Origin of the sequence: Bradyrhizobium sp. BLXBL-01 (assembly GCF_051853025.1) — a bacterium.
Classification (GTDB): domain Bacteria; phylum Pseudomonadota; class Alphaproteobacteria; order Rhizobiales; family Xanthobacteraceae; genus Bradyrhizobium.
This window is the reverse complement of sequence record NZ_CP182471.1, coordinates 2,386,320-2,410,160: the sequence shown is the minus strand read 5'-3', so window position 1 is coordinate 2,410,160 and position 23,841 is coordinate 2,386,320. Positions and strand designations below refer to the sequence as shown.

20 protein-coding genes and 4 pseudogenes are annotated in these 23,841 nt (G+C 63.4%); 6 read left to right on the top strand and 18 right to left on the bottom strand.

Going from position 1 to position 23,841, the window contains the following annotated elements; genetic code table 11:
• Nucleotides 1-213: 213 nt before the first annotated feature.
• From ACNJYA_RS10855 to ACNJYA_RS10805, 11 genes and pseudogenes are all read right to left on the bottom strand, one after another.
• Entirely contained in the window at nt 214-501 is a 288-nt protein-coding gene (locus ACNJYA_RS10855) for a hypothetical protein (protein ID WP_439402840.1), read from the bottom strand.
• Between the two features lie 237 nt (nt 502-738).
• Entirely contained in the window at nt 739-1,641 is a 903-nt protein-coding gene (locus ACNJYA_RS10850) for a terpene synthase family protein (RefSeq protein ID WP_439402839.1), read from the bottom strand.
• Nucleotides 1,638-3,185, bottom strand: a complete 1,548-nt coding sequence (locus ACNJYA_RS10845; RefSeq protein ID WP_439402838.1) for a hypothetical protein — start codon at nt 3,183-3,185, stop codon at nt 1,638-1,640. Before ACNJYA_RS10845 ends, ACNJYA_RS10850 begins: the two co-directional genes overlap by 4 nt.
• 193 nt (nt 3,186-3,378) lie before the next feature.
• Nucleotides 3,379-4,377, bottom strand: a complete 999-nt coding sequence (locus ACNJYA_RS10840) for a polyprenyl synthetase family protein (protein ID WP_439403424.1) — start codon at nt 4,375-4,377, stop codon at nt 3,379-3,381.
• A gap of 146 nt (nt 4,378-4,523) precedes the next feature.
• A complete protein-coding gene (locus tag ACNJYA_RS10835; RefSeq protein ID WP_439402837.1) occupies nt 4,524-5,867 on the bottom strand; it encodes a cytochrome P450 in 1,344 nt (447 codons plus the stop codon).
• Nucleotides 5,867-6,711: pseudogene (locus ACNJYA_RS10830) on the bottom strand (SDR family oxidoreductase). Before ACNJYA_RS10830 ends, ACNJYA_RS10835 begins: the two are co-directional and overlap by 1 nt.
• Nucleotides 6,712-6,715: 4 nt before the next feature.
• A complete protein-coding gene (locus ACNJYA_RS10825) occupies nt 6,716-7,006 on the bottom strand; it encodes a ferredoxin (protein ID WP_439366378.1) in 291 nt (96 codons plus the stop codon).
• Between the two features lies 1 nt (nt 7,007).
• On the bottom strand, nt 7,008-8,291 hold the full coding sequence (locus ACNJYA_RS10820) for a cytochrome P450 (protein WP_439402836.1): 1,284 nt from the start codon (nt 8,289-8,291) through the stop codon (nt 7,008-7,010).
• A gap of 94 nt (nt 8,292-8,385) precedes the next feature.
• Nucleotides 8,386-9,588, bottom strand: coding sequence for a cytochrome P450 (locus ACNJYA_RS10815; protein ID WP_439402835.1), 1,203 nt, complete (start codon nt 9,586-9,588; stop codon nt 8,386-8,388).
• Nucleotides 9,589-9,855: 267 nt separating this feature from the next.
• Nucleotides 9,856-10,444 (bottom strand): annotated as a pseudogene (locus ACNJYA_RS10810) (7-cyano-7-deazaguanine synthase); the annotation flags it as partial.
• Between the two features lie 34 nt (nt 10,445-10,478).
• Nucleotides 10,479-10,946 (bottom strand): hypothetical protein, encoded by a 468-nt coding sequence (locus ACNJYA_RS10805; RefSeq protein WP_439402834.1) that lies wholly within the window; start codon nt 10,944-10,946, stop codon nt 10,479-10,481.
• A gap of 807 nt (nt 10,947-11,753) precedes the next feature.
• On the opposite strand from ACNJYA_RS10805, the gene ACNJYA_RS10800 reads away from it, so the two are divergent.
• The gene (locus tag ACNJYA_RS10800; protein ID WP_439402833.1) at nt 11,754-13,079 is read left to right on the top strand and encodes a DUF3422 family protein; all 1,326 of its coding nucleotides are present in this window, start codon (nt 11,754-11,756) and stop codon (nt 13,077-13,079) included.
• 136 nt (nt 13,080-13,215) lie between these two features.
• On the opposite strand, the pseudogene ACNJYA_RS10795 reads toward ACNJYA_RS10800, so the two are convergent.
• The 5 genes and pseudogenes from ACNJYA_RS10795 to ACNJYA_RS10775 form a co-directional block, all read right to left on the bottom strand.
• Nucleotides 13,216-13,535: pseudogene (locus ACNJYA_RS10795) on the bottom strand (DUF736 domain-containing protein).
• A 233-nt stretch (nt 13,536-13,768) separates the two neighbouring features.
• Nucleotides 13,769-14,017 (bottom strand): toprim domain-containing protein, encoded by a 249-nt coding sequence (locus tag ACNJYA_RS10790; RefSeq protein WP_439402832.1) that lies wholly within the window; start codon nt 14,015-14,017, stop codon nt 13,769-13,771.
• A gap of 16 nt (nt 14,018-14,033) precedes the next feature.
• On the bottom strand, nt 14,034-14,339 hold the full coding sequence (locus ACNJYA_RS10785; RefSeq protein ID WP_439402831.1) for a DUF7146 domain-containing protein: 306 nt from the start codon (nt 14,337-14,339) through the stop codon (nt 14,034-14,036).
• A 684-nt stretch (nt 14,340-15,023) separates the two neighbouring features.
• Nucleotides 15,024-15,695, bottom strand: a complete 672-nt coding sequence (locus tag ACNJYA_RS10780; protein WP_439402830.1) for a hypothetical protein — start codon at nt 15,693-15,695, stop codon at nt 15,024-15,026.
• A 44-nt stretch (nt 15,696-15,739) separates the two neighbouring features.
• Nucleotides 15,740-15,907, bottom strand: coding sequence for a hypothetical protein (locus ACNJYA_RS10775; protein ID WP_439402829.1), 168 nt, complete (start codon nt 15,905-15,907; stop codon nt 15,740-15,742).
• A 1,089-nt stretch (nt 15,908-16,996) separates the two neighbouring features.
• On the opposite strand from ACNJYA_RS10775, the gene ACNJYA_RS10770 reads away from it, so the two are divergent.
• The 3 genes and pseudogenes from ACNJYA_RS10770 to ACNJYA_RS10760 all read left to right on the top strand — a co-directional run bounded on the left by ACNJYA_RS10770 (nt 16,997) and on the right by ACNJYA_RS10760 (nt 19,155).
• Nucleotides 16,997-18,205, top strand: a complete 1,209-nt coding sequence (locus ACNJYA_RS10770) for a hypothetical protein (protein WP_439402828.1) — start codon at nt 16,997-16,999, stop codon at nt 18,203-18,205.
• A 124-nt stretch (nt 18,206-18,329) separates the two neighbouring features.
• Nucleotides 18,330-18,491 (top strand): annotated as a pseudogene (locus ACNJYA_RS10765) (transposase); the annotation flags it as partial.
• Nucleotides 18,492-18,558: 67 nt separating this feature from the next.
• The gene (locus ACNJYA_RS10760) at nt 18,559-19,155 is read left to right on the top strand and encodes a FadR/GntR family transcriptional regulator (protein WP_439402827.1); all 597 of its coding nucleotides are present in this window, start codon (nt 18,559-18,561) and stop codon (nt 19,153-19,155) included.
• A 577-nt stretch (nt 19,156-19,732) separates the two neighbouring features.
• Here the strand turns inward: ACNJYA_RS10760 and ACNJYA_RS10755 are convergent.
• Both ACNJYA_RS10755 and ACNJYA_RS10750 read right to left on the bottom strand, forming a co-directional pair.
• A complete protein-coding gene (locus tag ACNJYA_RS10755; protein WP_439402826.1) occupies nt 19,733-20,233 on the bottom strand; it encodes a lipase family protein in 501 nt (166 codons plus the stop codon).
• Between the two features lie 457 nt (nt 20,234-20,690).
• Nucleotides 20,691-21,521: a GntR family transcriptional regulator gene (locus ACNJYA_RS10750; RefSeq protein WP_439402825.1), complete on the bottom strand. Its 831-nt coding sequence runs from the start codon at nt 21,519-21,521 to the stop codon at nt 20,691-20,693.
• 164 nt (nt 21,522-21,685) lie between these two features.
• Between ACNJYA_RS10750 and ACNJYA_RS10745 the strand changes: the two genes are divergently transcribed.
• Both ACNJYA_RS10745 and ACNJYA_RS10740 read left to right on the top strand, forming a co-directional pair.
• Complete coding sequence (locus tag ACNJYA_RS10745) at nt 21,686-22,621, top strand: hydroxymethylglutaryl-CoA lyase (protein WP_439402824.1); 936 nt, start codon at nt 21,686-21,688, stop codon at nt 22,619-22,621.
• Nucleotides 22,618-23,832, top strand: coding sequence for a CaiB/BaiF CoA transferase family protein (locus tag ACNJYA_RS10740; RefSeq protein ID WP_439402823.1), 1,215 nt, complete (start codon nt 22,618-22,620; stop codon nt 23,830-23,832). The genes ACNJYA_RS10745 and ACNJYA_RS10740 overlap by 4 nt, the downstream gene beginning before the upstream one ends.
• Nucleotides 23,833-23,841 lie beyond the last annotated feature (9 nt).

Here is a 23,841-nt window from a genome sequence, read left to right as displayed (position 1 = left end):
TTGAGCTTACGTACGAACGTGGCATCCGAGGAAACTACCACTGCCCTGCTTGCGGCACACCGATCGAGGAGCTCGGAGCGGCCCACCTCGTGCTTTATCGCCTGACCGCACAGCCTTCCATTAGAGCAATCCGCAATCAATAATCCGTCGCGATAGCCCGCTTGGCTAAGGAGCTTTAGTGGGTTCGCTCAATTTTGGTATCTGATAGCGAGATCAGCGCGCCCCTTCCTTGAAGCCACAAACAGCATCCTTGCCGACCTTCAATGGTTGCGCCGTGACCGACTTGGTTGCGGGCTTTCCTGCAAATTGCATCGCCTCCCTCGTTAACGGATTGCCGAGCAGGCGCAAGTAATGCGTCTGCCACGTTCCATGAAAGATCTTGAGCTTGGCTCCAGCTGCGGGAAGCTGAGTCAGCGGCCTGAATTCGGCAGGCGTTGCGCTGCTGACGTCGACTTCGGGCGAATATACCGAAGATCTATCGTCAACGCGTATTGCGGGCATCCAACCACAGGGCGCCACAAGAACGTAAGCGGAGTTCTGCTGCTGCCGAAGCTGCAATTTCGCGATGAGCGATGGCAGCTCCTTTCATCGGCAATCCATAGACCAACTATCCGCTTCCCAAGGACTCTCTACCACTGCGTATTACACGGTGGACAACGAGGGCATCCGTCGCACCGGGCAACGGTGTTGCGTCGGATCGGACTGACGGCAGCGCGCACGCCGCCGCCTCCCGCGCGTTCAGGCCGGCGCACGTTGGTCTCCTCCTGCAGCGTCGCTGCGGTAGCGGTTGGTCGAGGTCTGGTAGTACTGCGCGCGGATGGCCGCCATGGCCTCGATCAACGGTCCCCAGGGCGCGGGAAAGCGTTCTTTCACTATCACCCGATCCAGCATGCGCGTATGGCCGGCCAGCTCGTCGTTGAGGAACTCCACCACAGGCATAGCCGGATAGCGCTGCAGCAGCAGGATCGCCGCGTTGTCGGTCTCGCCGGCCGACCTGTCCCTGTCGCGTCCATGCAGATCGTTCTGCAGACGCCCTATCGCGGCGATGAGCCGCAGGACCTGGCGAAACGCCGGACGCGCCCGCAAGGTCGCCATGTCTAGTCCCCACAGCAACGACAGGCAACAGAACACATTCGCGTAGGCGATCGAATCGATGCCGTTGTGCAGGTACTCGGCGTAGGACCAGCGTCCCGCCCCTGCCGCCTGCGCGTGTCCGGCGCGCAGCGCCGCGCAGTAGCACCGAGTATCTTCGAGAAGCTGAACGTAGTCGCGACGATCGTAGGCGAGCGCGGCCAGCGAAGCGCGCAGCACAGCGCAGCCCTCGAATCCGGGGAGCGCGCACGGCTCGCCCTGCCCCAGCGCCTGTTCCACCGCGGCGAGCTGCTCCGGCGCGATCAGGCCAAGGTCGTTGCAATCATCGAGCCAGAACAGCAGCGCCAGTTCGCGATAGAACGCCACGGTCAGCGTTTCGTCCTGCGGATCGCGGCCGGTGCGGGCGCTGATGTCATGCAGGCTCGGGTGGATGCGCTGCAGGATGTACTGGCCACCCCTGACCGCTTCCACGGCGTGCTCGTCGGCGAACCCGGTCAGGGAACGCCCCCACTCCAGCACCTGCTGCAGCGCGCGTTCGGTCTGAATCATGGCGCCGCTCCTGTTCCCTCGGCCAGGACGCGCCGCTCCCAACCAAGCGCCAGCCACAACCCGGCGAGTTCGGCGACGCGCACGACCCGGGTGGGGCAATACAGTTCCTTGCCGATCCACAGCGGAGTCTGCGGCAATGCATGCGCCGCATGGCGGGCGAGCATCCACGCCAGCGCACGCGCCACCGCCTGCGCAATGCGCCGCCGCCCTGTCGGCTCTTCGCTGCCGTCCATCACGTGCAGCGCGAACAGCGCATAGGCAGTTTCCTCGAATGTGGACGCGCGACCCGCGCCCCAGCCGCCGTCGTCGCGCTGCGCCTGCAGCAGCGCCGCCAGCGCGCGCTCGTCGCGCCACCGGGGCTTGCCTTGCGCCAGCGCTGCGACCGCATGCGCGGTGGGATACAGCCACGAAGCGTGCCATTTTTCGTTGTCCCAGAGACCGTGCGGGTTGCGATTGGCCTCGACGTAGGCGCTGGTGCCGGCGGCAGGCTTTCCCAACAGTCGCAACGCATGCAGGGCATGGATGTTGGTCGACACCGAGGCATTGCGCTCGCCGGGGAAGGTGACGAACAGCTCGCCGATTTCGAAATGGCGCAACGCATCGACCGCCCGGTCGCGGCCTGCAAGGCGCAGGACGCACAACGCAACGGCGGTGTCGTCCGCATCTGCCGCGAAGTGCACGGCCGGGCCCAGACCGCGCACGCCCAGGCGGGCGTCGAGCTGCGCGACGATCACGCGAACCGCCCCCGCGAGCGCGGGATGCGCGAACAGACCGGCCAGATGCAAGGTGTACAGCGACCAGCATGGCTCGAACACATTGATCGGCCAGACGTTGGGAACGACACCTTCGATGCCGCTGCGCGTCGCTCTCGATGCCGCCTGCAGATACGCGTCGGCGCGCCCGACCTGCGGCGTGCTCGCTTCTGTCACGGCGTGCGCACGCCACGCGGCGGTGGCCGCCGGACTGATGCCGATGCTGCCGTGATCATCTGGCCATGCGGTGGTCGGCGACGTCCCCCAGGCTTCCCAGGAATGCAGCAACGGATGGCCGCCCGGCAACGTCGCCACGGTCCTCAGCTTGACCCGCGCTTGCCGCAACGGCAACAGCGCCGGGTGGCGCGGAAATGCCACGGCGTCCGGCAAGGATGCGGCCTCGTCGCAAAACCCCGGCAGGATCAGCTCCGCGCCGATCGGCGAGTCGTCCGGCACCGCATGCGCATAGGGATCGGGCTGGCGCTGGAGGAACCGCGTTGCAGCCTGGACAGCGTCGGCAGCGCCAGGAAGAGAATCGACACGCTGCAATGCCAGCAACGCCGCCCATGTCGGCGCATGACGGAACAGCGGGAAGTCCGCGCTTCCCCATCCGCCATCGGCCCGCTGCTGCGCGATGAGCCACGCGTATGCGTCCTGCCGACCGGTGACGTTGCCGTGGAACTGCAGAGCTCGCGCCGTGTCGTAGACGGATGGACCGACGCTGCCGCCATCGCGCATCTCGCTCAGCAGTTGGCGCAATTCGGAAAGGATCTGTTCAGCCAGCGCGTTCACGCGGGATGTTCCTTCTGCAGACGGTTGATGGGAACCAGGATCGGGCAGACGCCGCGCACGTCGCCGCAGGCCCGTCGCGGCCGTTCTGGGCAACTGCTGCGAGCGGCGCCGCGGAATCGGACACAGTACAGCATGCACCGCTGCCGCCGGCCGATCGCAGCGGCACAGGGCGACGCCATGCGGACGGGCGCGCTCATGCGCATGGCGCGTGCTTGAACAGATGCGCGTTGGCCCGCTGCAGGATCTGCGCCAACCGTTCCCCACGCGGCCCCAACGGGGCGACGGCCTCCCCCGCGTCGCGCAACAGATCCGGCACGAACTGCCGCGCTGCCTGCAGCCCCATGATCGACGCGCAGGTCGGCTTCCGCGCCGCCGCGTCCTTGCCGGGGGTCTTGCCCAGCGTCGCGGTATCCGCTGTCGCGTCGAGAATGTCGTCGATCACCTGCAACGCCAGGCCGAAACAGGCGCTGTAGCGATCGAGCGCACGGTACAGCGCAGCGTGCGCGGTATCCTCCGCGATGGCGCATAGCGCGCCCATGCGAACGGATGCGCGCACTAGCGCTCCGCACTTCATCCGGTGCATCACCAGGATCCTGTCCAGCCCGACGTGCTTTCCAACCAGCGACAGATCCATGGCCTGCCCGCCCGCGGCACCCTCGGCGGACACCGCCTGCGCCAGTTCGCGCACGAGCGCGATACGGTTGTCGCCCGGCGCATCCAGGCTCGCCAGGGTCAGGAAGGCGTGCGCCTGCAGCGCATCGCCGACCAGGATCGCGGTGGCTTCGCCGAACTTGACGTGCACGGTCGGAAGGCCGCGGCGAAGCACGTCGTCGTCCATCGCGGGCAGATCGTCGTGGACCAACGTACAGGCGTGCATCATCTCGATGGCGGCACCAACGTCATCGAGCATGTGCGCCGGCGTGTCGGCCAGTGCGCCGGCTGCCAAACAGAGCAAGGCGCGGGTGCGCTTGCCGCCATGCAAGGTGGCGTAGCGCATCGCCGCCATCAGCTTGGTCTCACCGTCGTCTTCGGCGCAGAGAAGACGCGTCAGCGCCTGTTCGACCCGCTTTGCGCCGTCCTGCATCCAGATCTCGGGCAGCAGGCTGCCGGATGCGCCGCGCGCCTGCGCGCCCAATCCGCCGTTCGCGGAAGCGCCAGCTCGGTCGTCGTGTGGCGTGGAACCGGTCTGCATGTTGTTCATGTCCTTGTACCTGCCTGGAGACGGCCACGGCGAGCGGCAGCGGTGTTGCCGGCCTCGCACCGAGCGCGCGCCGAGTGCAGCAATGCCGCGCGTCGCCGGCGCCGCTGCCTTCACGACGCGGGGCATGCGATGCCAGCTCATGAGAATCCGATCCGGATAGTCATGGACGGATGTGCGGTCGGGTAATAGCGCCGGCCTTTTTCGACGCCGCTCAGCAACCGCGGCCGCACCCCGGCCTCGTGCATGGTCAGCGCCAAGGCGATACAGAACTGCACCAGTTCAAGCCATGCCAGATGGTAGCCCATGCAGACATGTGGGCCGGTACCGAACTGCAGCATGTCCACCGGCCGGATCGGCTCGGTGCGTTGCAGCCACCGCGCCAGCCGAAACTGATCAGGCGCCTCGTGCAGCAGCGCCGAGGTCGAGAAATGCAGCAGCGGGATGCACAGATCGGTGCCCGCGGGAATGCGCCGTTGGCCGAGTCGCAATTCACGAAGTGCGCGACGCACTAGGATTGGCGTCGCCGGATGCACGCGCAGCGTCTCGCGGAACAGCGCCTCGGCGACCGGACACTGCGCCAGGTCCGCGTGCAGGGTCGGCACCGCGCCTACGCGTTGCGCCTCCTCAACCAGGGCGTCCCACAACCCAGGCTGCCGCGCCAGCTCGATCACCATCCAGGCCATCGTCGAGGCGGTGGTGTCGTGACCACCAAGCAGCAGCAAGCGGATATTCGCGACGAGGACGTCATCTGAAAGCGGATCATCGCTGCGATCGAAGGCACTCACCATGTCGTTGATCAACCCGGTGCGCGAGGCATGTTCGCGCGCGGCGCGGACAAACTGGCGCAACCGCGCATCGATCCAGTCGCGGGCGGCACGGCCGCGCCGCAAGGGCAGTCCGGGCAGGTCGACCGGGGGCGCGACGATCAACTGCAGCAATTGCCGGTACTTGCGATGCCATCCCGGCAGGTCCTGCGCGGGGATTCCCATGAGACTGAAGATGAGCTTGAGCATCAGATCGCCGGTTTCGCGCAGGATGGTGACGTCGCCCCGGTCGCGCCACCTCTGCACGCGCGCCCGGATGACGGGCGCGAACAGCTCGCCGATGCCGGCCTGGGTCAGCCCCTTGGGCAGAAGCGCCGCCTGGATCGCATCGCGCGCCTGCCGGTGCGCGATGCCGTCCTGGGCGACCAACGTTCCGCCAAACAATTCGGGCGCGATGTCTTTGATCAGCGCCGAGGAAACGTCCTTGTGCCGCAGCAGTGCGAGAGCATCCGGATCCATGCAGGTCATCAGGTGGCCGGCAGGGCCAAAATCCAGCCAGAACTGGCTACCGAGCGTCCGTTCCGCGCGCCGCAGCAGGCGAGGCAGGTCTCTGGCGATGGCGGGAAGATGCCCGACCAGCGGGAAAGCGCCGGGCACGACCGGGATGTCATGCCGCAGCCGATGCCGACGGTTCAGCGGATTGAGCAGCATGTCCATCAGCAGCGCGGCGCCGCGTCCGCTTCGGCGGTGTCGCCGGCAGGCCGCGCGGCGCGGCTGTTGCCACCGTCGGCGTACGTCGGCACATGCGCCAGCATGCCGCCGTCGATGCACACGACCTGGCCGGTGATGAACGCAGCATCGTCGGAGAGCAGGAACGCCACCAGCCCGGCCACGTCCTCGGGGCGGCCGACGCGCGGCAGGAGCTGGTGGCGGCGCAGATGCCGTTGCATGCACGCGTCCAGCTTGGCGAGGAGTCGCTCGGTCATGATGAGACCCGGCGCAACCGCATTGCAGCGGATCGCGCATGACCGTACTGGGTGGCGAGTGAGGCCGACAGCATGTTCATCGCCGCCTTCGATGCGGCGTAGGATGTCAGCGCGGTGTCACCGCTGAGCCCCTGGCACGACGACATGTTGACGATCGCGCCACCGCCGCGGGCGATCATCCGGGGGATGGCCTGCCGGCAGCAGAGCAGCGTGCCACGCAGATTGGTCGCCATGGTCTGATCCCAGACTGCTAGGTCCAGCTCGAGGATCGCGCGGTCGCGCGGTGTCAGATGCATCGCGCTCGCGTTGTTCACCAGCAGGTCGACCCCACCGAAGTGCCGCTCCGCTGTCTCGAACAACGCTGCCACCGCCTGCGCATCGGCGATGTCGATCGCCAGGGCGAGCGCGTGGCCCGCTTCGGCCGCGATCTGCGCGGTGCAGGCGATGGCCGCCGAGCCATCAATGTCGGCCACCACCACTCTGCCGCGCTCGCGAGCGATGGCGAGGGCGCATGCCTTGCCGATGCCGGCCCCGGCGCCGGTCACCACGGCCACTTTGCCTTCAAACCGTCCCATCGTGTCATCCTAGATTGTGCTGGTCTTTCGCGGCATGCCGCTCGGCCTCCGCTGGAGAAGGCGCAGGGTCGGCGCTGCCGCGCTCGCCATCGCCGGCGTCGCTTTCGATGACCCGAATGGCGGCGACCGGGCACTGGCTGGCCGCGAGCCGCACGGCGGCGTGCAGCGCCTGCGGGACCGTCGCCACGCACACTTCGGCGACGCCGTCCGGTTCGCGCTGGCGAAAGGTGCCCGGCAGCGTCAGCACGCACTGCCCGCTGGTTCCGCACAGATCCTGGTCGACCATGACGCGCATCTCAGCTCCCCTGCGCCTGCAGCCGCACCGGCAGCGCGCGGAACGTCCGAAGGAACGCCGAGGGCTTCCGGGTCGGCTGCTCGGCCAATGCCAGCGTGGGGAAGCGGGCCTGGATCTGCGGCAGGCTCTCGGCCAACTGCACCCGGGCCAGTTGCGCCCCGAGACAGAAGTGAATGCCGTGGCCGAAGCTCAGCATGATCTTCCCTTCGGTCGACATGCCTGGGCTGGTGCCGTAGAACCGCGCGGGATCGAAGCGATCGGGATCGGCGAAGGCGTCCGGGTCGCGATTGCCGGACGCGATCAGCACGCGCACGTCCGCGTTCTTCGGGATCACCACGCCGCCCAGTTCGATGTCGCGCTGGGCGATACGCGGGATGGAGCTGAACATGACGGGCGCGTCGCAGCGCAGGACTTCTTCGACGAATGCCTTCACCCCCGCGGCGTCTGCCTGCAGCCAGTGCCGCTGTTGCGGATACGCCAGCATCGCCAGGACGGCATGGTCGATGCTCGCAGCAGTGGTGGTGAAGCCGCCCAGCAGCATGCCCCAAAGCATGCTGATCAACTCCGCATCCGACAGCCTGTCGGCATCATCGTCATGGGCGCCGACCAGCATCGACACGATGTCGTGGCGGGGATTGGTGCGCTTGCACTGTATGAGGTCGCCGAAGTAGGCCTGCACTCTGGCGCTGGCCGCGTCCGCCGCGGCGAGCTGGGAATCGCTGGCGTGCGGGCTCAGGCCTTCCAGAATGGTGCCGATGCCGGGGGCGAGCCTGAACATGTCGTCCTGGGGCATGCCGAACAGTTCGGCGAAGACTAGCATGGGCAAGGCCAGGGCGAATTCCCGATGCAGGTCCACCGCCTCCCCGCGCTCCAGCACGGGCGCCATGCGGTCCAGGCGCGCTGCGACGATGCGCGCGATGCTCGGCCGCAGGTTGTCGATCTGGCGCATGGTGAAATCGCGCGAGATCAGCCGTCGCAGACGCGTATGCGTCGGTGGATCCTTCATCGCCAGCGTGGACGCCAGCAGATTGAGCGACAGGCTTCTCGCCGCACGGGGGAAATAGCGCGCCGGTTCGCCCGTCGCCGGTCCCCGAAACGCATCGCCCGTGGCCTTGAACGCCCAGGAGATGTCCGCGTGGCGGCTCAACAAAAAGAGGCCCGACGCCGCGCGATGCACCGGATCGTGCTCGCGCAACCACCGCAGGAACGGATATGGGTCGTGAATCCATGCCGGCGACGACAATTCGGCGAAGGCGTCCCGGCATGCTGTTTCTTGCACGTCCATCCTGGTTTCCTGTTGGCTGGCTGATCTGACCGGTGCGCGGCAGGCACGCCGGCAGTTGCGGAGACGATCACGATCCCCCAGCGGCCTCCGCACATCACCAGAGCACCGGGAACTCCTCGAACCCACCAGTGATGATCTCCTTACGCAACTTCAGTTCTTCGGGCGCTACGCCCAAGCGCAGCTCGGGAAAGCGCTGGAAGATCGAACTGAACACCGCCTTGAGTTCCAGTCTGGCCAGCTCGCCACCGATGCAGGAGTGCGGCCCGTAGGAGAACGCCAGGTGCGGCTTTTCCTGGCGTCCGATGTCGAAGATTTCCGGGTCGACGAAATGGCGCGTATCGAACGAAGTCGCCGGCAGGCCGACCAGCACCTTGCTTTCCGGCGGAACATGCACACCCGCGATGGTCACGTCGGTCCTCGGATAGCGCATGATGCCGTCCCAGCCCGCGCCCGGCGGGTACATACGCAGGATTTCCTCCACCGCCTTGTCGACCAGGGATGGATCGCGGACCAGGCGTTCGCGCTGTTGCGGATGGCGGAACATGGCCAGCAGGCCGAATTCGATTTGCGCGACGGTGCTCTCGTGGCCCGCCACCAGCATGCCGGCCGCCAGGCCGATCGCCTCTTCCTCAGTCGCCTTGCCCTGGTCAACCGCCGCGAGCAGATCCGTTAGCAGGTTGTCGCCCCGATCCTGGCGCTTGTCCCGCATCTTGCCGCGAATGTAGGCGCGCAGTTCTTCCCAAGCCAGGCGCGACGCGCTGCGCGGGCCGCTTTCATGCTGGTGTGTCATCACCTCGTCGGACAGCCCGGCGAAAAAGGCGTGATCCTCGTAGGGCACGCCCATCAGCGTCATGATGACCATGGCCGGAAGCGGAAAGGAGAGGTGGCGCCGCAGGTCGGCAGGCTGGGGCTGGGCTGCCAGCGCCTCGAACAACTGCGCGGCGATCGCCTCGACCTGCCGCGCGAGCAGCTTCACCCTGCGGTCGCTGAAGGCCGGCGCCACGATCGCGCGTAGCTGTGCATGCTTGCCCCCCTCGTGCGAGACCAGCCACCCTGGCGAACCGAGAATCACCGAATCCGGGGTGAATCCCGCCGGCGGCATTCCCGCGGGCCGGAACGCCGCGTCGGACAGCACCGCCTTGGCCTCGTCATAGCCTGTCACCCACCAGCCTTCGTGCCCGGACGGGAAGCGCACGCGTTGGATCGGACCGTTGGCGCGCAGCGCCAGCATCTCGGGCGAGGGCTCGATGTGGTCGACGCGCCACATCGGCAGTGTAGGCAAGGGTTGCTCGGACATGTAGGCACTTCACCCTTTAAGCGATAGAAGAGCGGAAGGTGACCGGCAGGGGCTGCGGGCAACCGAAGGCCAGTCATTGCCACAACAAACCGTCGGAACGGACCGGGCGGGAACAGCGCCGCGCGCCGTGACCATCCCGAAGACCATCGCACTGCGATTGATGATGATGCCGTGAACGGAGCAAGTCGCATGCCGAACTGAATTGCAGGCTCAGCAGGCACTTCGTCGCGGCGCGCATTGTCAGGTTTCTGGCATTTAGTCTCAATACCGACATCCGACGCAGCAAGTGCCCGACCAAGGCCTGCTCTGGCCGAGCTCGGAGACAAGCCGCCAAATCGCTGCCTTGTCCATCCACATCAGCGGCGTGTGTAGATGAAGTCCCTCAACATGCCATGGTTGAGCGCACCGTTCAGCGAGCGGATGGTCACGTCCCGGCAATCGGGGGCGCAGGAATGATCTTTCTCGCGCATGCCGCCAACGATATGAGAAATCCGGCGCGGATAGGCGAGCGCCGCGGCAAAGGTCAAAAAAATCAGATTGCGGCCTGGCACGAACGTATTGGGCATCCCGTCCGCGCCTATCTCGATCGCCACCTCGCGGGTCAGTGCGGTCTTTGATATCGCAGCCAGTGTGGGGATCTCAAGCGTATGGTTGTCGCCGAGCTTGCTCGCCCAGTCTACGCGCAGCTTCTTCAGTCCGTTTGCAGCAAGTCAGCTCGATCGCATGGCGTTGGCCATAGGCAAAGCCGACGGTCTCAACCCGGGCAAAGCCCGACAGCGCTCAAGCGAGGCAGGTGGCGGAACTCCTGTTCGCCAGAAAATAGAACCAGCGTGATTTCGGATGTGCAATCGGTCATTGAGAGGATTTGCTTAGAATGTGAAGAGTTGAAATCAGGCGCGCTTAGCAATGGCGAACAACGGCAAAGGAGCCTGCGATGAATGCCGTTTTCCCTTCATTGAATTCAGTCTTAGAGGACGCAATTCATGATCGTCTCTAAGGTGAAATCCGCAGAACGCTTTAACGCGCTCGGGTTGCTTACCGCACGCCGAGACACTTGTGCGTCTGAATGCTGACACGCCAGTCGCGCGCAGTCGCCTCCTGAATGCAAGCTTCGTCGCCTTCCGGCTTTGGCTCAAGGGCTGCAGCCATATCATCAGCATGAACTCACGAGGGATGTTGAGGGCCAGGAACTTCTCGATATCGGCAGGCTTGCCCACGCAATGTTCGATCTCGTTGCCACGCCGCAGCGCTTCATCCAAAACAACGAGCCCGCCGGGCATGCCAACTTTCGGGCTGATGGTCACCCACGTGCAGAGGTGCACCTGAATGGCATGGGCGCCCGATGTCTCCAACTGCACCGAGAAGCCATTGGAGGCTGGCGCGCAGTCCGCGAGTTCGCGCCGATTGTGCCCGAGAACGTGGCGATCCTCGCGTCCCGCAAAGACCGGCGAGCGAATTCAACGGAAACCGGATCTTGGCCGCGTGGCTACGACGGATCAAAACCTCCGCGACCGCACTCGAGCAACACGCCCGCCAAGTCGAGTCGGCCGTACTTGTGATCCGCCGCTATTCGGCCCAGCGCTCACGACATTCGCCACGTGCCACACTGCGGTCGAGCCCCGGCGCTTGCACTGCCCTGAATATCATCTCAAACGACGATGACGGCGTGCGCTCCGGCTGCGTGATCACGCCAACCTCACGCGACGTGACGTTATCAGCCCATCGGGCAAGCCTTGCCCGGCTGGTCCGGGCGCTGTCAGTCGCCGGGCTCTGATGGACAAATCCGTCCACAGCATGGCGTCTCAGATAATGTAGCCGCCTGGCGAGCGATCACCGTGCGAAGCAGGCAATTTTCTGTGGCCTGATACAAGCGCGCTTCATGTCTGAAAGCCGCCTCCAACTGTCTTCGAAAGCCACATTGCGCCAAAGGACGCGAGCGTGCCCCTTCTACAGTGCTGGCCCAAATCCTGCACCGCCTCTCCGCGTCAGGGCGGCGGCAGCAAGATGGGACTCGTACTTGGGCCTCGATCTGTCAATCGACAATGTGGTTGCCGCACCGGAGGTCGCCTGTCTCCACCGCGCTGGGGGAACGGAAGACGCTCCTGCTTGCCGCGGCCTCGCGCGGCTGACGGTTGCTTGCTCACCCCGAAGAGAGGCGTCAATACATGGTCGATGAATTGGATCTGCGAACCTTCAGGCCACATCCGCAGCGCGACGCCGTGCTCGGCGAAGTGCACGCACGCCCTTTCACGCGCCTTATTTCGCCATTCAGCGTGATCCACTTGGCTTTTCTTGCACAGGGTGAGGCGGCCACAAGCGATCGCTGCCGTTTTATCGATTTTTGCCTCGAGCGCAATCTTCCGCCACCTGAGCAATCGGCGAAACTTCATCAGATTGTCATCGGGTCCGCTACGCTACGCTGGGAGCAGCATTCGGAATTCACAACATTCACCTGGATCTGGAGTAACACAAATGGTTCTGCCGCAGACCGATTTGACAAAGTTGATGGTACCGTCCGATCGCTGATCCACGCGTTGCGTCAGACCGGACAGTTGCTGGTCGCGATCAGGCTAGAAGTGGAGCAGGACGCCTCGCCGACCAGGCGCGCCGAACAGGTTTTTGACAAGAACAGCCTGGCCATGGTTGCCACAAAGAGCGGCGCAGGTGTTGCCGCCTCAGACTTCCGCGTAGACGAGAAAGGCTTTACGAAAATCCTCGTCTGCGACCTCGGATTGACGTCGCACGATCTCGGAGCGCTGGTGCAACGGCTCCTGGAGATCGAGACCTACCGTCCGCTGGCGCTGCTTGGCCTGTCGGCGGCCCTTGAGCTTGCACCTTCCGTTGATCGCATCGACCGCCGTCTTGTTGAGGCGCTCGAAAAAATGCAAAGCGGTGAGGGGCTGCAGTTCAACAACCATCTGCTTGCCGAACTGACGGCGCTGGCCGCCTCCTTCGAAAAAGGCGCGACCGGCAGCCTGTTTCGCTTCGGCGCCAGCAGGGCCTACAACGAGCTGGTCCAATCGCGGCTGTCCATCATCGAAGGCAACGATGTCTCGGGTTATCCAACCTGGTCGTCGTTTTTGGCGCGCCGCATGGCGCCCGCAATGCGAACCTGCGCGACCGTAGAGGATCGTCAGGCGGCTCTGTCAGTCAAGCTCGCGCGTGCCGCCGATCTGTTGCGAACCCGTGTCGACGTCGAAATCGAGCGACAACATCGTGACCTGTTGCAGGCTATCAACGAGCGCGCGAGACAACAACTTCGGCTGCAGTGCACGGTCGAAGGATTATCCGTCGGGGCGATAGGATATTATGTGGTCAGCTTGTTTAGCTATCTTGCCAAGGGCGCGCATGACGTCGGACTGCGAGTAGAGCCCTCGTTTCTGACCGCAGCCTTCGTGCCGATCGCAGTCGGCGTGATCTGGCTGGTGAGTTACAATGTCCGAAAGCGACACCTCAAGCACGACGACGCGCCCTCGGTTGCTTGCGACTGAAGCTCCTTGAGGCAATCAGTGCGTCCATCCTGCGAAGCTCGCATGGTCGTGGTGCGACGATGCCGCAAGATCGCCCCGGCTCCTGCGCAAGGTAATGCACGCCCGGACTAACCGGGCGAGGCATTTTTGGATCGTGTCAGTCGCCGTTGCGACGGCTGGGGCGCGACCAGATCAGGCTGAAGCCCTCACCTTCCTCGTCGGCAAAGAGGTTGGCGAAGATCGGAGCAGTGAAGCTCGGATCGTCGAGCTTGAAGCCCAGATAGTCGCGGCCTCGTTTGAGTGCTTGGTCCAGGCGGCCCCGATCTCAATCCGGCCCACATAGACGCGGTGGCTGGGAGCGTTCTCGTTCTAGCGGTGGTCTCGGGGATGATGCGGACCCCTGGCTTGCAGACTCAGTGTGACGATCTCACCCTGGAAATCGTTGCCGACCTTTTTGAAGGAACCGATGCTAGCCATGTCACTTCTCCTTGAGTTGTCGAGCTCCGCGGCCACCGCGGCCTCGATGGCGATCTGAGGGCCAAAGACGATCGGCGACGCACCCGCTTTCTCGCGGGCCGGAGCGTTAAGCGGAGGACGCCGACGGGGGACTTTCTTGTCTCGCGAGGAATGGGCGTTGGCCCAGAGGAAGAAAGTCTCAACCGGCGGCGTTGCGGCTCAGACGATCGAGGCGCAGCCGGTCTTCGGCCAGATCAGGCCAACGAGGCGAGTCGCGGCGAGATCACGATTGCTTCGATCCCGGCCGCCTGCGCTCGATCGATCAAGGTCGTCATGGCGCTGTCACCGGCTGGATCGTCATCACGCGCGATGTAGAGCCGGCGGAGCGTGTCCGGAAAGAGGATTGCAGAAAGATGCGCCGCCGAGAGGGCTGCGGCCATCGGCATGGTCGGCAAAGCACAGCGGAGCGACAGCATCGTCTCGATGCCCTCGCCGGCCGCCATCACTTCGCCGGCTACGTCAAATCGAACGGCGTGACCAAGCAGGTCGCCAACCGCCCCGTTTCGGCGTGTCGATCCGCGCCTTGCCGAGCGTCGTCTCGCTGAAGCCACCGGGGTCAAGCCAGGTGCGATGCGCGCCGGTCAGGTGACCGCGAAGATCGGGACGGCGGCGATCATCGCCGGCCGGGTCTCGGTCGGGCTGTGGGTCATCGGGCCGGTGGTAGCAACGCGGGTGAAAACGAAAACATCCGGTTTCGTGCAAAGCCGTAATGCCGCGATTGCGGAGATACGCCCCTACGAGTGTGCCAGTGATCGGCGGCGACATGCCGAAGAGTCGTCGCCGCCTCTGGCGACCCGAGTGGCGCGGGCGATTTTCGTGACGGGGGCCGATTTAGCTCTACCTCCAGTTCTGGACGCGACAGACTCAGAAAGCGTCGGGCCTCATTGGCGACATCGCGAAAATTGATGAAACCGCAGCTCTCGCGGATCAAGTCGAGGAGGTCGCCATGTTCGGCCGAGGCGGCATCTCGCCCGTGCCCGGCGGCGCCAGGACCAGATTCCGGTCCGCTGAGCCGGACGAACATCGACCGGCCTGGCGTATTGCGGACGTCCTACTGTCCAATAGCGGCCCTGACGCCGCCCGTTGGACAGGTAATGGCGGCACACAGCCTCGGCGTCACGCGCGAGACGGCGGGCCAGTTCGGACGCGTTGTCGCGGGCCATCAGGCGGCTTCCCGCTCACTGACGCGCGCGACCGGATAATGGTCGAGCACCTTTGCCAGCACCGCGGCACCGGTCTCATTGGTCGGCATGAACATGCGCAGCTTCCACGAGATGAGGCTGCGCTGTCAACTCAAGTCCGGCAGCTTATGCTCCAAGCGGTCGGAGAATGTGAAGCTTCTGCAACGCGGACAATTCACCGGCACACGGTGAATTGTCGACGTAGTTCAAGCTGGCTGTGTACAAAGCTCCAGTCCAGCGCCTTTGGCTCAGCTGCCGTACAAGAGTCTCATTGTTGCCGCCGCGTAAGCCTTACGAATCCTCCTTCGGCTAACTCGGCATTGTAAGGCTTGCCATTGAGGAAAATGGACGTCGGGTGGTTTGCGCTAGGCATGAGTCCTTCGTCACGCAGCTTTTCAATTAAGGCCAACGGAGCCCATTGGTCTGGGACGACAGCACCATGGTCCCGCGCCTCAATGAAGAACGCTCCGAAATCCGGCACTCCCGCCTGCCCGGCTCCAAGCGCTTGGGCTTCCGGAGGGTTGTGAATGAGACGAACGTGCCCCGACGGGTCGAAGGCAGCTGTGTACTGGTGTCCCCGAATATCGTAGGTCATCGTCGGCTGCTCTGCATCAGGCACGAGACCCAAGTGGCTCAATCGATCAATCATGCGATCTGGCATCGGTCGTGCTTCGGAGCGGTGCCGGAATTCCCGCGGAGCAGCGTGGGAGACATCATATACCACCTCCTCTGGAGCGGCAGACGATGATGGACCGGTTTCACCAAGAATTTGCCTGAGTAGATCCTGATCCTCTTGATTCAATTCCTCGAGGCCTGGCGACCCATGCGAGCCGGCACCGTTGATCGGGTTCATATCCATATAGTTCTCCTTCCACGAGAATTCGAGAATATAGGCACGATCCGCCTGTTCCTTCGTTAGGTTCGTAACCACTTCGGTCATTGGCAGCATCGTGATCGAGAGATGACGTTCGCATGGTCGCAACCTTAGCTTTCGAGAAGCTGACCGATCTCGGGGAAATCACGACGGATGCGCGCCATGCCGTCGTTCCGCAGCATGATCTCCCAGTTCAATCCACCCCCGTCGACTGCGAGTCGGGTCGTGAGAAGGACGCCGGCATCGCGGGCTCCTAGTTCAAGGGCCGCGCTATACATCGGCTTCGCCACTCGGATCCGGCACGCCGAACTCTAGCGTGAGCCGCCCCCAGCACGGCTCCAGGCAGGACATAATCCGTGTCATACGCATCGTTACGATAACGCAACGAGGTAATGCCGTCTTGTGTGCACCCAACGACGAAGGGAGAGTCGGCCGCCTTCGTGAGGCACGTCGCCTGTTTTGCGCGGGCGTCACGCGCCCGCGAAAAGAAATCAGTCTGACTTTTCAGGAGCATCATCACTCGCCGTGGGTGAAGGAGCTGTTTGACAGGGGAAAACAGTGAATGTTGGACCACATCTTCCTCATTTTCCCGAAATGATCTAGAACATTTCGATCAACTATGTGGAGCACCTTGTGCTCCGCATGAACCAGAAGCGAGTTCGCGAGACCCGCCATCTCAAAAGCTGGATCACTACGGCGCAGCCGTGAACCTGCACGTGGGCCCATTATAATCTTTGTCGTGTCCATGAAGCCCCGCGGACAACGCCAGCGATCGCGCTCGGCGTCGCTGATCGGGTTTTGGATGATCGGTGTTTTGTTGGCGCGCAGCGCACCAGATGCCTGCGCTTGAAAGGATAGTGTTGTAGCTCAGAGAATGCCCGCAGCACATCGACCGCCCGAGCTCGTGAATCGGTGTTGTCTTTCGACCCAGATGATGTCCGCGGGCCCTGCGCGCCATATCGAGTCCGCACCAAGGGCAAGAGCCGCCTTCGCTCACGCTCCGGACCATTGCCTCTCGAGCTTTCGGCGTCAGAGGCACATTCTTGTGGGTATCCATTCGGCTCTCCCCACCGGCAGCCGCCCCCACTTGGCGGATCAATTGAGTCCGACCTTGGTCTAGTTGGCCTCAAACTGACGGCCGCTGCCCCGGTTTATAGCTGGTCCTTGTCTTAGGCAGAGCGAATTTCAACCAGAGATTACGGCCGTGATGCACGATCCGGATGCGTCGGCCCCCTCGATCTTTGTCTGGTTTTTCACAGCCGTGTACAAAAGTTGTAAGATCCAAGACATCGCGCGCCGTGGCGCATGGCAAACTGTTTCAAAGTGTAACCAGGCGGTTTAATGCGCGAGGAGCGCTGGCATAGTCATTGCTCTCGCAGCAGGCAACAACGGCGCTGGCTACTCCGCGTCTGTCGCGAGAGAAATGGTCCAATATGAGCTTGGTAAGGTCATTGGAAGGGGCAGAAGTTGACGCTTTCTATACGCTCAATGAGGGGCGTCTTGCATCCGTCACGCGCGAATTCACCGAGCATTTCTCAGGACGCGTGCTGTATGCGGTGAAGGCGAATCCGTTGCCCAAAATTCTCCACGCGGTCTCTCGCGCCGGAGTGGCCGGATTCGACGTGGCGTCGCTGGCCGAGGCCCACCTTGTCCATTCCACTATTCCCGGGGCCCGTTCATGGTTCATGAATCCCGTGAAATCTCGTCGCGATATCGAACGGACGTTCCGCGATCTGGGGGTTCGCGACTATGTCATCGATTGCGAAGCCGAGCTGCGGAAGCTCCTCGAAGTCTTGCCGTCGCATGATCCGGAACTACGAATCTACGCCCGGTTCAAGTGTAGCAGGACGTGCGCCATCTTAGACTTAAACGGCAAGTTTGGTGCCTCGCCCGCCGAAGCGAGCCGTCTACTGGATCTCGTCAACGCGCAATCGCGCTGGACCACGGGGCTGTCCTTTCACCCGGGTTCCCAAACGATTGTTGTCGATCCCTATCTGGATGGCATTCGGGCGGCCGTCGACATGATAGAAGCTGTTTCTCCTGCCCCCACAGCGCTCGATATCGGTGGCGGCTTTCCCGGCCATTATCTGAACGTTCCCTATCACTCTCCCTTGCGCATGCTCTCCGAAATCACGAAATTGGTGCGCGGAACGGATGCACTAAAGCGTGTTGAACTGTTGTGTGAGCCCGGACGAGCACTGGTTCATGATAGCATCTCTTTGTTTTGCCGCGTGATCTTAAGAAAAGGCGAGGCGCTCTACTGCGGCGCGGGCATCTACAGCGGGCTCTCACCTTCCCGACAATGTTTTCTGCTCCCCGCCCGCGCTTGGCGTGGGGGACAGCCGATTCAAACTGGGGAGTGGCAGGACTTCATCATCTTTGGCCCAACTTGCGACAGCATGGACAGGCTTGGATTCTCGTATTCACTGCCACGCGATTTGAGCGAAGGCGATTGGATTGAATTCCAGAATGTGGGCGCTTATACGGATATGGCCCGATTCAACGGGTTTTCGGTTGATAAGATCGTGGCTGTCGGACAGGATGAACTTACCATGTTGCCCGCCGCCATTCAGTAGTTTTCATGAACATACTAGGGTCTGTACCTGATTAGCATCACGTGATTCTCTGGCCTGTGTGGTTGATTTGGGGCGAGAGAATGCGTGGGGTCTGTTTTGGCTGAATGACAAGCAATAGGCGCGCATCGAACCTCATCTGCTGACGGGGCCGGAGCGGGACGACGATCGGCGCATCATCAGCGGCATCGTTATGCTGCAATCGGGTGCGCGATGCCGCGATTGTTCGCGTGAATATGGCCCTTGCACGACGGTCTACATTCGCTTCAATCGTTGGGCCATGTGTGGACGGCTCCGGGTTGGCAACGAGCAGCTGATCACCCAGAAGAACCTTCGTCCGGGTGACCAAGCTTCCCATGGAGAAGGAGCTTCAGCGACTGTTTTCGGTCAGCAAGAGCACGATCCGCGAGGCTCTTAAGTCGCTCGAGGGGCAAGGACTGATCACGATCAGCACCGGCCCGACCGGCGGGGCGACGATCATGGAGGTCCCGCTCGAGCGCACCTTTCAACTGTTGCAGAACTACCTGTTCTTCAAAGAAGTCAGCATGGAGGACATCTATGCGGCGCGGCGCTTGCTGGAGCCGGAACTGGCTGCCGGCTCGGTACCATTTCTGTCGGACGAGCAGCTCGATGCGCTCGAGCAGAACATTGAAACGTGCCAGCCGGCCTCGCAGGAGCCTTCGCTTCTGGTTCGTCAGCGCCAGGCCGATCTCGACTTTCACGACATCCTGGCTGCCGCAAACCCCAACCCCTTTCTGCGCTTCGCATGCGAGCTGATCAACGAGATGCTGCGTCGCCTGGTTGTCTTCAGCACCCAGACGCCTCCGGAAGAGCACACGCGATTCGGATGCGCCAACGTCAAGATTCACACGGAGATCGCCAAGGCCGCCCGCGCGCGCGACAGCGAGCGCGGGCGTGCTCTCATGAAGGCGAGGAAGCTTCAGAATACGTGAAGCGGTTGGATGGTCGGCTCGATGGTCGACTTATCCTCGGCTCGGAAATGGCGCCGCGGCCGCGACCACTGTCCTGATGGACCTCTGCTTGCAGACGATGGCCAATCGTGGCAGTTCGTTGCTAGTCGCTAACGCAATGCCGGTTGCAGCTTCGCCAGGTGGACCGGGTTCAGTAATGTCGGAACAGTTGCTTCGCGGCTTTTCTCCGGCGAGCACGCGGCGAACGAAGGCCAAGGCATCGGGAAAGGCGGCGTTCAAAGGCGCCGTTGTGCGTAGCACCGGGATAGATCTTCCAATTGACGTCGTTTCCCACGGCGCATAGAGCCGCGACCTGCGCATATTGACGTGTCGGCACCAAACGGCGAAACCGATGCCCGAGGAGCATGGGCACATGAAGCCTTCTTGCTCTCATGTCGGTGACAGGTGTCAGTCGCGCCAAAACCTGCACCATCGGCTGGACACGCTATCCGCAGTAATGCCCTCCCGACGTGCGACATCGCAGCTCTCACGGGCTGCCTTCAGAATTGGCTTACCCTTATCCGAGACCAGATCGTCAACCCGGGGCCCCTTCGGCCAGCTAACCGCCGAGCATCATCAAGGTCGTGTAGATCGGGGACGCTATCGCGGTCGTGTGCGGCCTGTAGGGTGCGTCCGCGAACGTCGATACAAGGCCCGTAGCCACAGTCGCAAGCAGCGGCACATTTGCAGCGTAGCTTTCCGCAATCATCGTCGCTCCAATCGCGGCACCTGAGCCTTGCGACTGCCCCGTGATAAAGACTTTCGGTGCGATCCTGTCCGGATGCGCCGACAACGCGGCTCTCACCGCATCGAGCACAGAGCGGCCTCCCGCCTGCCAGACCAGGTAAGGATCTGGGCCTGGTCCGCCGAGCCCCTGGTAGTCCGTGGCTACAACTGCGTTCTCGAGCCATCGCTGGATATAGGTGGCATCTCGCGGCTTGTGTCCGGTCCAAGATGGGGTACATGCGTCGGATACGCCGAGCGTGCCATGCGCCCAGGCGATTAGTGGCCAGCCGCCTCCCGGCGACTCCCCCTTGGGCAGGTAAAGTGTCCCACTCACCGGAATGATCCCGGCATTCCAGCGCAGATCGGTGGATGTGTAGAGGATCCGGTGGGCGAGACCTGCGCTTAGATTTCGGGCTGCGCTGGCACCGTCTCCTCCCGCAGCATCTGCCCCGGTCGTTCTGGCAGAGTGCCGGACCAACGATAAAAAGGTGAAAGGTCCAAATCTCCCACCCCCGCTCCGATCGGAAGTAGGAGGGCTCGGTTCGCCCCGTCGAGAGCAACAAAACCGAGACGAGGATTCCACGCATGAGCTTCTCCATCACTGCTGACGTCGGCTGATGATCGCGTGTTGACCCATAGTAGCTTGGATCAATAACTCCCAGCGGCACGAAGATCATTCAGCTATTGGCAACGGCACAGGGTGGCTCAACCGTATGGTCGTCGCACAAGGTGTATAGAGTCCAGTGTTTACAGCCCTATGCAAGACGTGAATGACGATTGCCCCTGAAGCATCAAGACAGGCCTTCGACTAACGGGCGTTGCAGGTGCCGCGTCATCAGTTCGGCCGCTTCCGCATAGTGGCGCCCCTCCAGCAGATCGAGCAAGCGCAGATGCTCGCGCACGTGACGGCGCATGCCTTCACGGTCGGCGAAGCTGCGGTAGGCGAACAGGCGACGGATCGAGTTCACGCGCTTGAGCGCTTCGACGAAGAACGGATTGCCCGCCCCGCGGATGATCTCTTCGTGGAATTCACAGCCGGAGTGAAAGATCTCGCCGATCGTCATCTTCTCGAGCTCGCCGTCCAGGACGCGCTGTTGGCGCTCGCGCAGGCGGGTGATCACCTCCTGGGCCAGCGCAAAGCCTGGCTGCGCGATCGCCGCCTGCTCGATCACCGCGCGAAACGCCTTGGCCTGCGCTTGCGCTTCGGGACTCGAGACCGTCTCCGCGAAACGCCAGCCATAGCCGGGCAGGCGTGCGATCCAGCCCTCGGCAGCGATACGGTCCAGCAGTCGCTGCAATTCCGCGCGGCTCAGATCATAGCGGCGCAAGAGCTCCGCCTCCGTGACGTCGGCCGGAAGCCGGCTCGCGAGCACGTCGCCAGCGATGGTCGTATAAACCTGCTCGCTGCGCCTGACGGCCGCGAGAGCCGGCTGGGCAGCGCCGCTCGTCGGATTCTTCGCCAGCACGAAGCCGCGATGCGGTTCGCCGCGCGCCAGGCCCGCCGCTTCCAGCGCCTTCAGGCCGAGCCGGATCGGCGCGCGTGAAAGGTCCAGCGCATCCGCAAGCCTTTGTTCGACCAGGCGGTCTCCTGCCTTCATGCCTTCGCGGCGGGCGAGCGCCATGATCAGGCCCGCGAGATGCTCGGCGCGCTCAGAACCGTTCTTGTCGCTGCGCTGTTGGGAACTATCGGTGGCGCTCATTTGAAGTGCACGCAAGTTTTAGGGGTTGACAGACTGTTCCATAGATTGTTCTTTTACGCAACAATATACAATCTTGGGAGACCCACATGGCGCGCGAGCCCGACGTCCACATTTGCGAGGTCGCGCCTCGCGATGGTCTTCAGAACTTGGACATCTTCGTTCCGACCGAAGCCAAATGCGCGTTGATCGACACGATCGCCGCAGCGGGCGTCCGCGAGATCGATGCCGGGTCGTTCGTCCCGCCGAAGGTCGTGCCGCAATTCGCCGACGTCGATGTGGTGATGGCGCATGCGCTCACGCACAAAGCGACCACTATCGGCGCGCTGGTGCCGAACCCGAAGGGCGGCGAGCGTGCCATCGGCGCCGGCGTCGACGCCGTCTATTTCGTCATCTCGGCGAGCGAAACGCACAATCGGGCCAACGTGCGCCGCACGGTCGATGAGCAGATCGAGGGATTTCGCGCGGTGCGCGCGGCGATCGACGCCCGGCCCGTGGGCCAGCGGCCGCAATTGATGGGCGCGATCTCGACCTCGTTCGGCTGCTCGCTGGAAGGCGAGGTGAGCGAGGCGGCGGTGTGCCGGGTCGCGGGCGCTTTTGTCGAGGCCCGTGCCGACGAGATCGGGCTTGCCGATACCGTCGGTTATGCGACGCCAAAATCGATCCGGCAGATCGTCACCGCTGTGCGGCGCGAGGTCGGAACACGAATGACGCTGCGGCTGCATCTGCACGACACCCTCGGTGCCGGCCTCGCCAATGCCGTCGCCGGCCTCGAGGCCGGCATCCGCCGTTTCGACGCCGCCGTGTCCGGCCTCGGTGGCTGTCCCTTTGCACCCGGTGCGCGCGGCAACATCGTCACCGAGGATCTCGTGTTCATGCTGGAGCGCATGGGGCTCTCCACCGGCATCGACCTCGACCGCCTGATGCAGACGCGCGAGATTCTCGCCCGTCATATCCCGCCAAGCCATCTGACCGGTCATCTGCACGAGGCCGGAATCCCCAAGGTCCTGCGGAGCGCGGCATGACCACGACTGCGCGTGAGACGGCATCGGTGCTTCGTCCGTTGGCGGGCCTTCGCGTGATCGAGTTCAGCCAGATGGTGATGGGGCCGAGCTGCGGCCTGATCCTGGCCGATCTCGGTGCCGACGTGATCAAGGTCGAACCGACCAAGGGCGATCGCACCCGCACCTTCAAGGGGTCTGCCGCAGGCTTCTTTGCGACCTACTGCCGCAACAAGCGCAGCATCGCGCTGGACACGTCGAGCGCGATGGGCCAGGACATCGCACGCAAGCTGATCGCGAGCAGCGATGTCCTGATCGAGAACTTCCGGCCGGGGCTGTTGAAGCGGATCGGCCTCGACTATGACAGCGTCGCGGCCTTTGCACCACGCCTGATCTATTGCTCGCTCAAGGGCTATCTGCCTGGCCCCTACGAGAACCGCCTCGCACTCGACGAAGTCGTGCAGATGATGGGCGGCCTCGCCTACATGACCGGCTTGCCGGACAGGCCGATGCGCGCGGGCGCTTCCGTCAACGATGTCATGGGCGGCATGTTCGGCGTGATCGCGATCCAGGCTGCGCTCGCGGAGCGGCAGCGCACCGGCCGGGGCCGCTACATCCAGAGCGCGCTCTATGAGAACAACGTGTTCCTGATGGCGCAGGCCATGATGTGTGAGGTGGTCAGCGGCCAGCCCTCGATCCCGTATTCGATCAAGGACAGCCCGTGGCCGGTCTACGACCTCTTCGATACTAGGGACGGCTCAAAACTGTTCGTCACCATCGTCGGCGAAGAACAATGGGACGCGTTCTGCCGCGCCTTCGATCGCGAAGCCTGGCTTACCGATCCCCGCTTTACGACCAGCAATGACCGCGTCGATCATCGCCCCTGGCTGATTCCCGAGATCGCGAAGATCTTCAAGCAATGGAACAAGGCCGATCTCGCCGCGCGGCTTGAGCAGCTCGATCTGCCCTACGCCCCAGTAAACAAACCCGGCGATCTCTTCGACGATCCGCATCTCAGCGGGTCGGGCGGCCTGACCGACATTCGGCTTCCTGACGGCCGCGAGGCCAAGACGCCGCTGTTGCCGATTTGCATGGACGGAATGCGCCTGCCCAATCGCTACGATCCTCCTGGGATCGGTGAGCACAGCAGCGAGATCCTGAGCGAGATCGGCATGTCTGCGAAGGAAATCGAAGCGCTCCGGCAGGCAGGGACGATCAAGGTCGCGCCGTCCTGACAGGGCAGC

What these genes read in the sequence shown, in the direction of transcription:
- ACNJYA_RS10855 (WP_439402840.1), bottom strand. Translation starts at nt 501, where the DNA reads ATGCCCGCAATACGCGTTGACGATAGATCTTCGGTATATTCGCCCGAA.
- ACNJYA_RS10850 (WP_439402839.1), bottom strand. Translation starts at nt 1,641, where the DNA reads ATGATTCAGACCGAACGCGCGCTGCAGCAGGTGCTGGAGTGGGGGCGT.
- ACNJYA_RS10840 (WP_439403424.1), bottom strand. Translation starts at nt 4,377, where the DNA reads ATGCAGACCGGTTCCACGCCACACGACGACCGAGCTGGCGCTTCCGCG.
- ACNJYA_RS10835 (WP_439402837.1), bottom strand. Translation starts at nt 5,867, where the DNA reads ATGGACATGCTGCTCAATCCGCTGAACCGTCGGCATCGGCTGCGGCAT.
- ACNJYA_RS10825 (WP_439366378.1), bottom strand. Translation starts at nt 7,006, where the DNA reads ATGCGCGTCATGGTCGACCAGGATCTGTGCGGAACCAGCGGGCAGTGC.
- ACNJYA_RS10820 (WP_439402836.1), bottom strand. Translation starts at nt 8,291, where the DNA reads ATGGACGTGCAAGAAACAGCATGCCGGGACGCCTTCGCCGAATTGTCG.
- ACNJYA_RS10815 (WP_439402835.1), bottom strand. Translation starts at nt 9,588, where the DNA reads ATGTCCGAGCAACCCTTGCCTACACTGCCGATGTGGCGCGTCGACCAC.
- ACNJYA_RS10800 (WP_439402833.1), top strand. Translation starts at nt 11,754, where the DNA reads ATGGTCGATGAATTGGATCTGCGAACCTTCAGGCCACATCCGCAGCGC.
- ACNJYA_RS10790 (WP_439402832.1), bottom strand. Translation starts at nt 14,017, where the DNA reads ATGGCGGCCGGCGAGGGCATCGAGACGATGCTGTCGCTCCGCTGTGCT.
- ACNJYA_RS10785 (WP_439402831.1), bottom strand. Translation starts at nt 14,339, where the DNA reads ATGTCGCCGCCGATCACTGGCACACTCGTAGGGGCGTATCTCCGCAAT.
- ACNJYA_RS10780 (WP_439402830.1), bottom strand. Translation starts at nt 15,695, where the DNA reads ATGACCGAAGTGGTTACGAACCTAACGAAGGAACAGGCGGATCGTGCC.
- ACNJYA_RS10775 (WP_439402829.1), bottom strand. Translation starts at nt 15,907, where the DNA reads ATGTATAGCGCGGCCCTTGAACTAGGAGCCCGCGATGCCGGCGTCCTT.
- ACNJYA_RS10760 (WP_439402827.1), top strand. Translation starts at nt 18,559, where the DNA reads ATGGAGAAGGAGCTTCAGCGACTGTTTTCGGTCAGCAAGAGCACGATC.
- ACNJYA_RS10750 (WP_439402825.1), bottom strand. Translation starts at nt 21,521, where the DNA reads ATGGCGCTCGCCCGCCGCGAAGGCATGAAGGCAGGAGACCGCCTGGTC.
- ACNJYA_RS10745 (WP_439402824.1), top strand. Translation starts at nt 21,686, where the DNA reads ATGGCGCGCGAGCCCGACGTCCACATTTGCGAGGTCGCGCCTCGCGAT.
- ACNJYA_RS10740 (WP_439402823.1), top strand. Translation starts at nt 22,618, where the DNA reads ATGACCACGACTGCGCGTGAGACGGCATCGGTGCTTCGTCCGTTGGCG.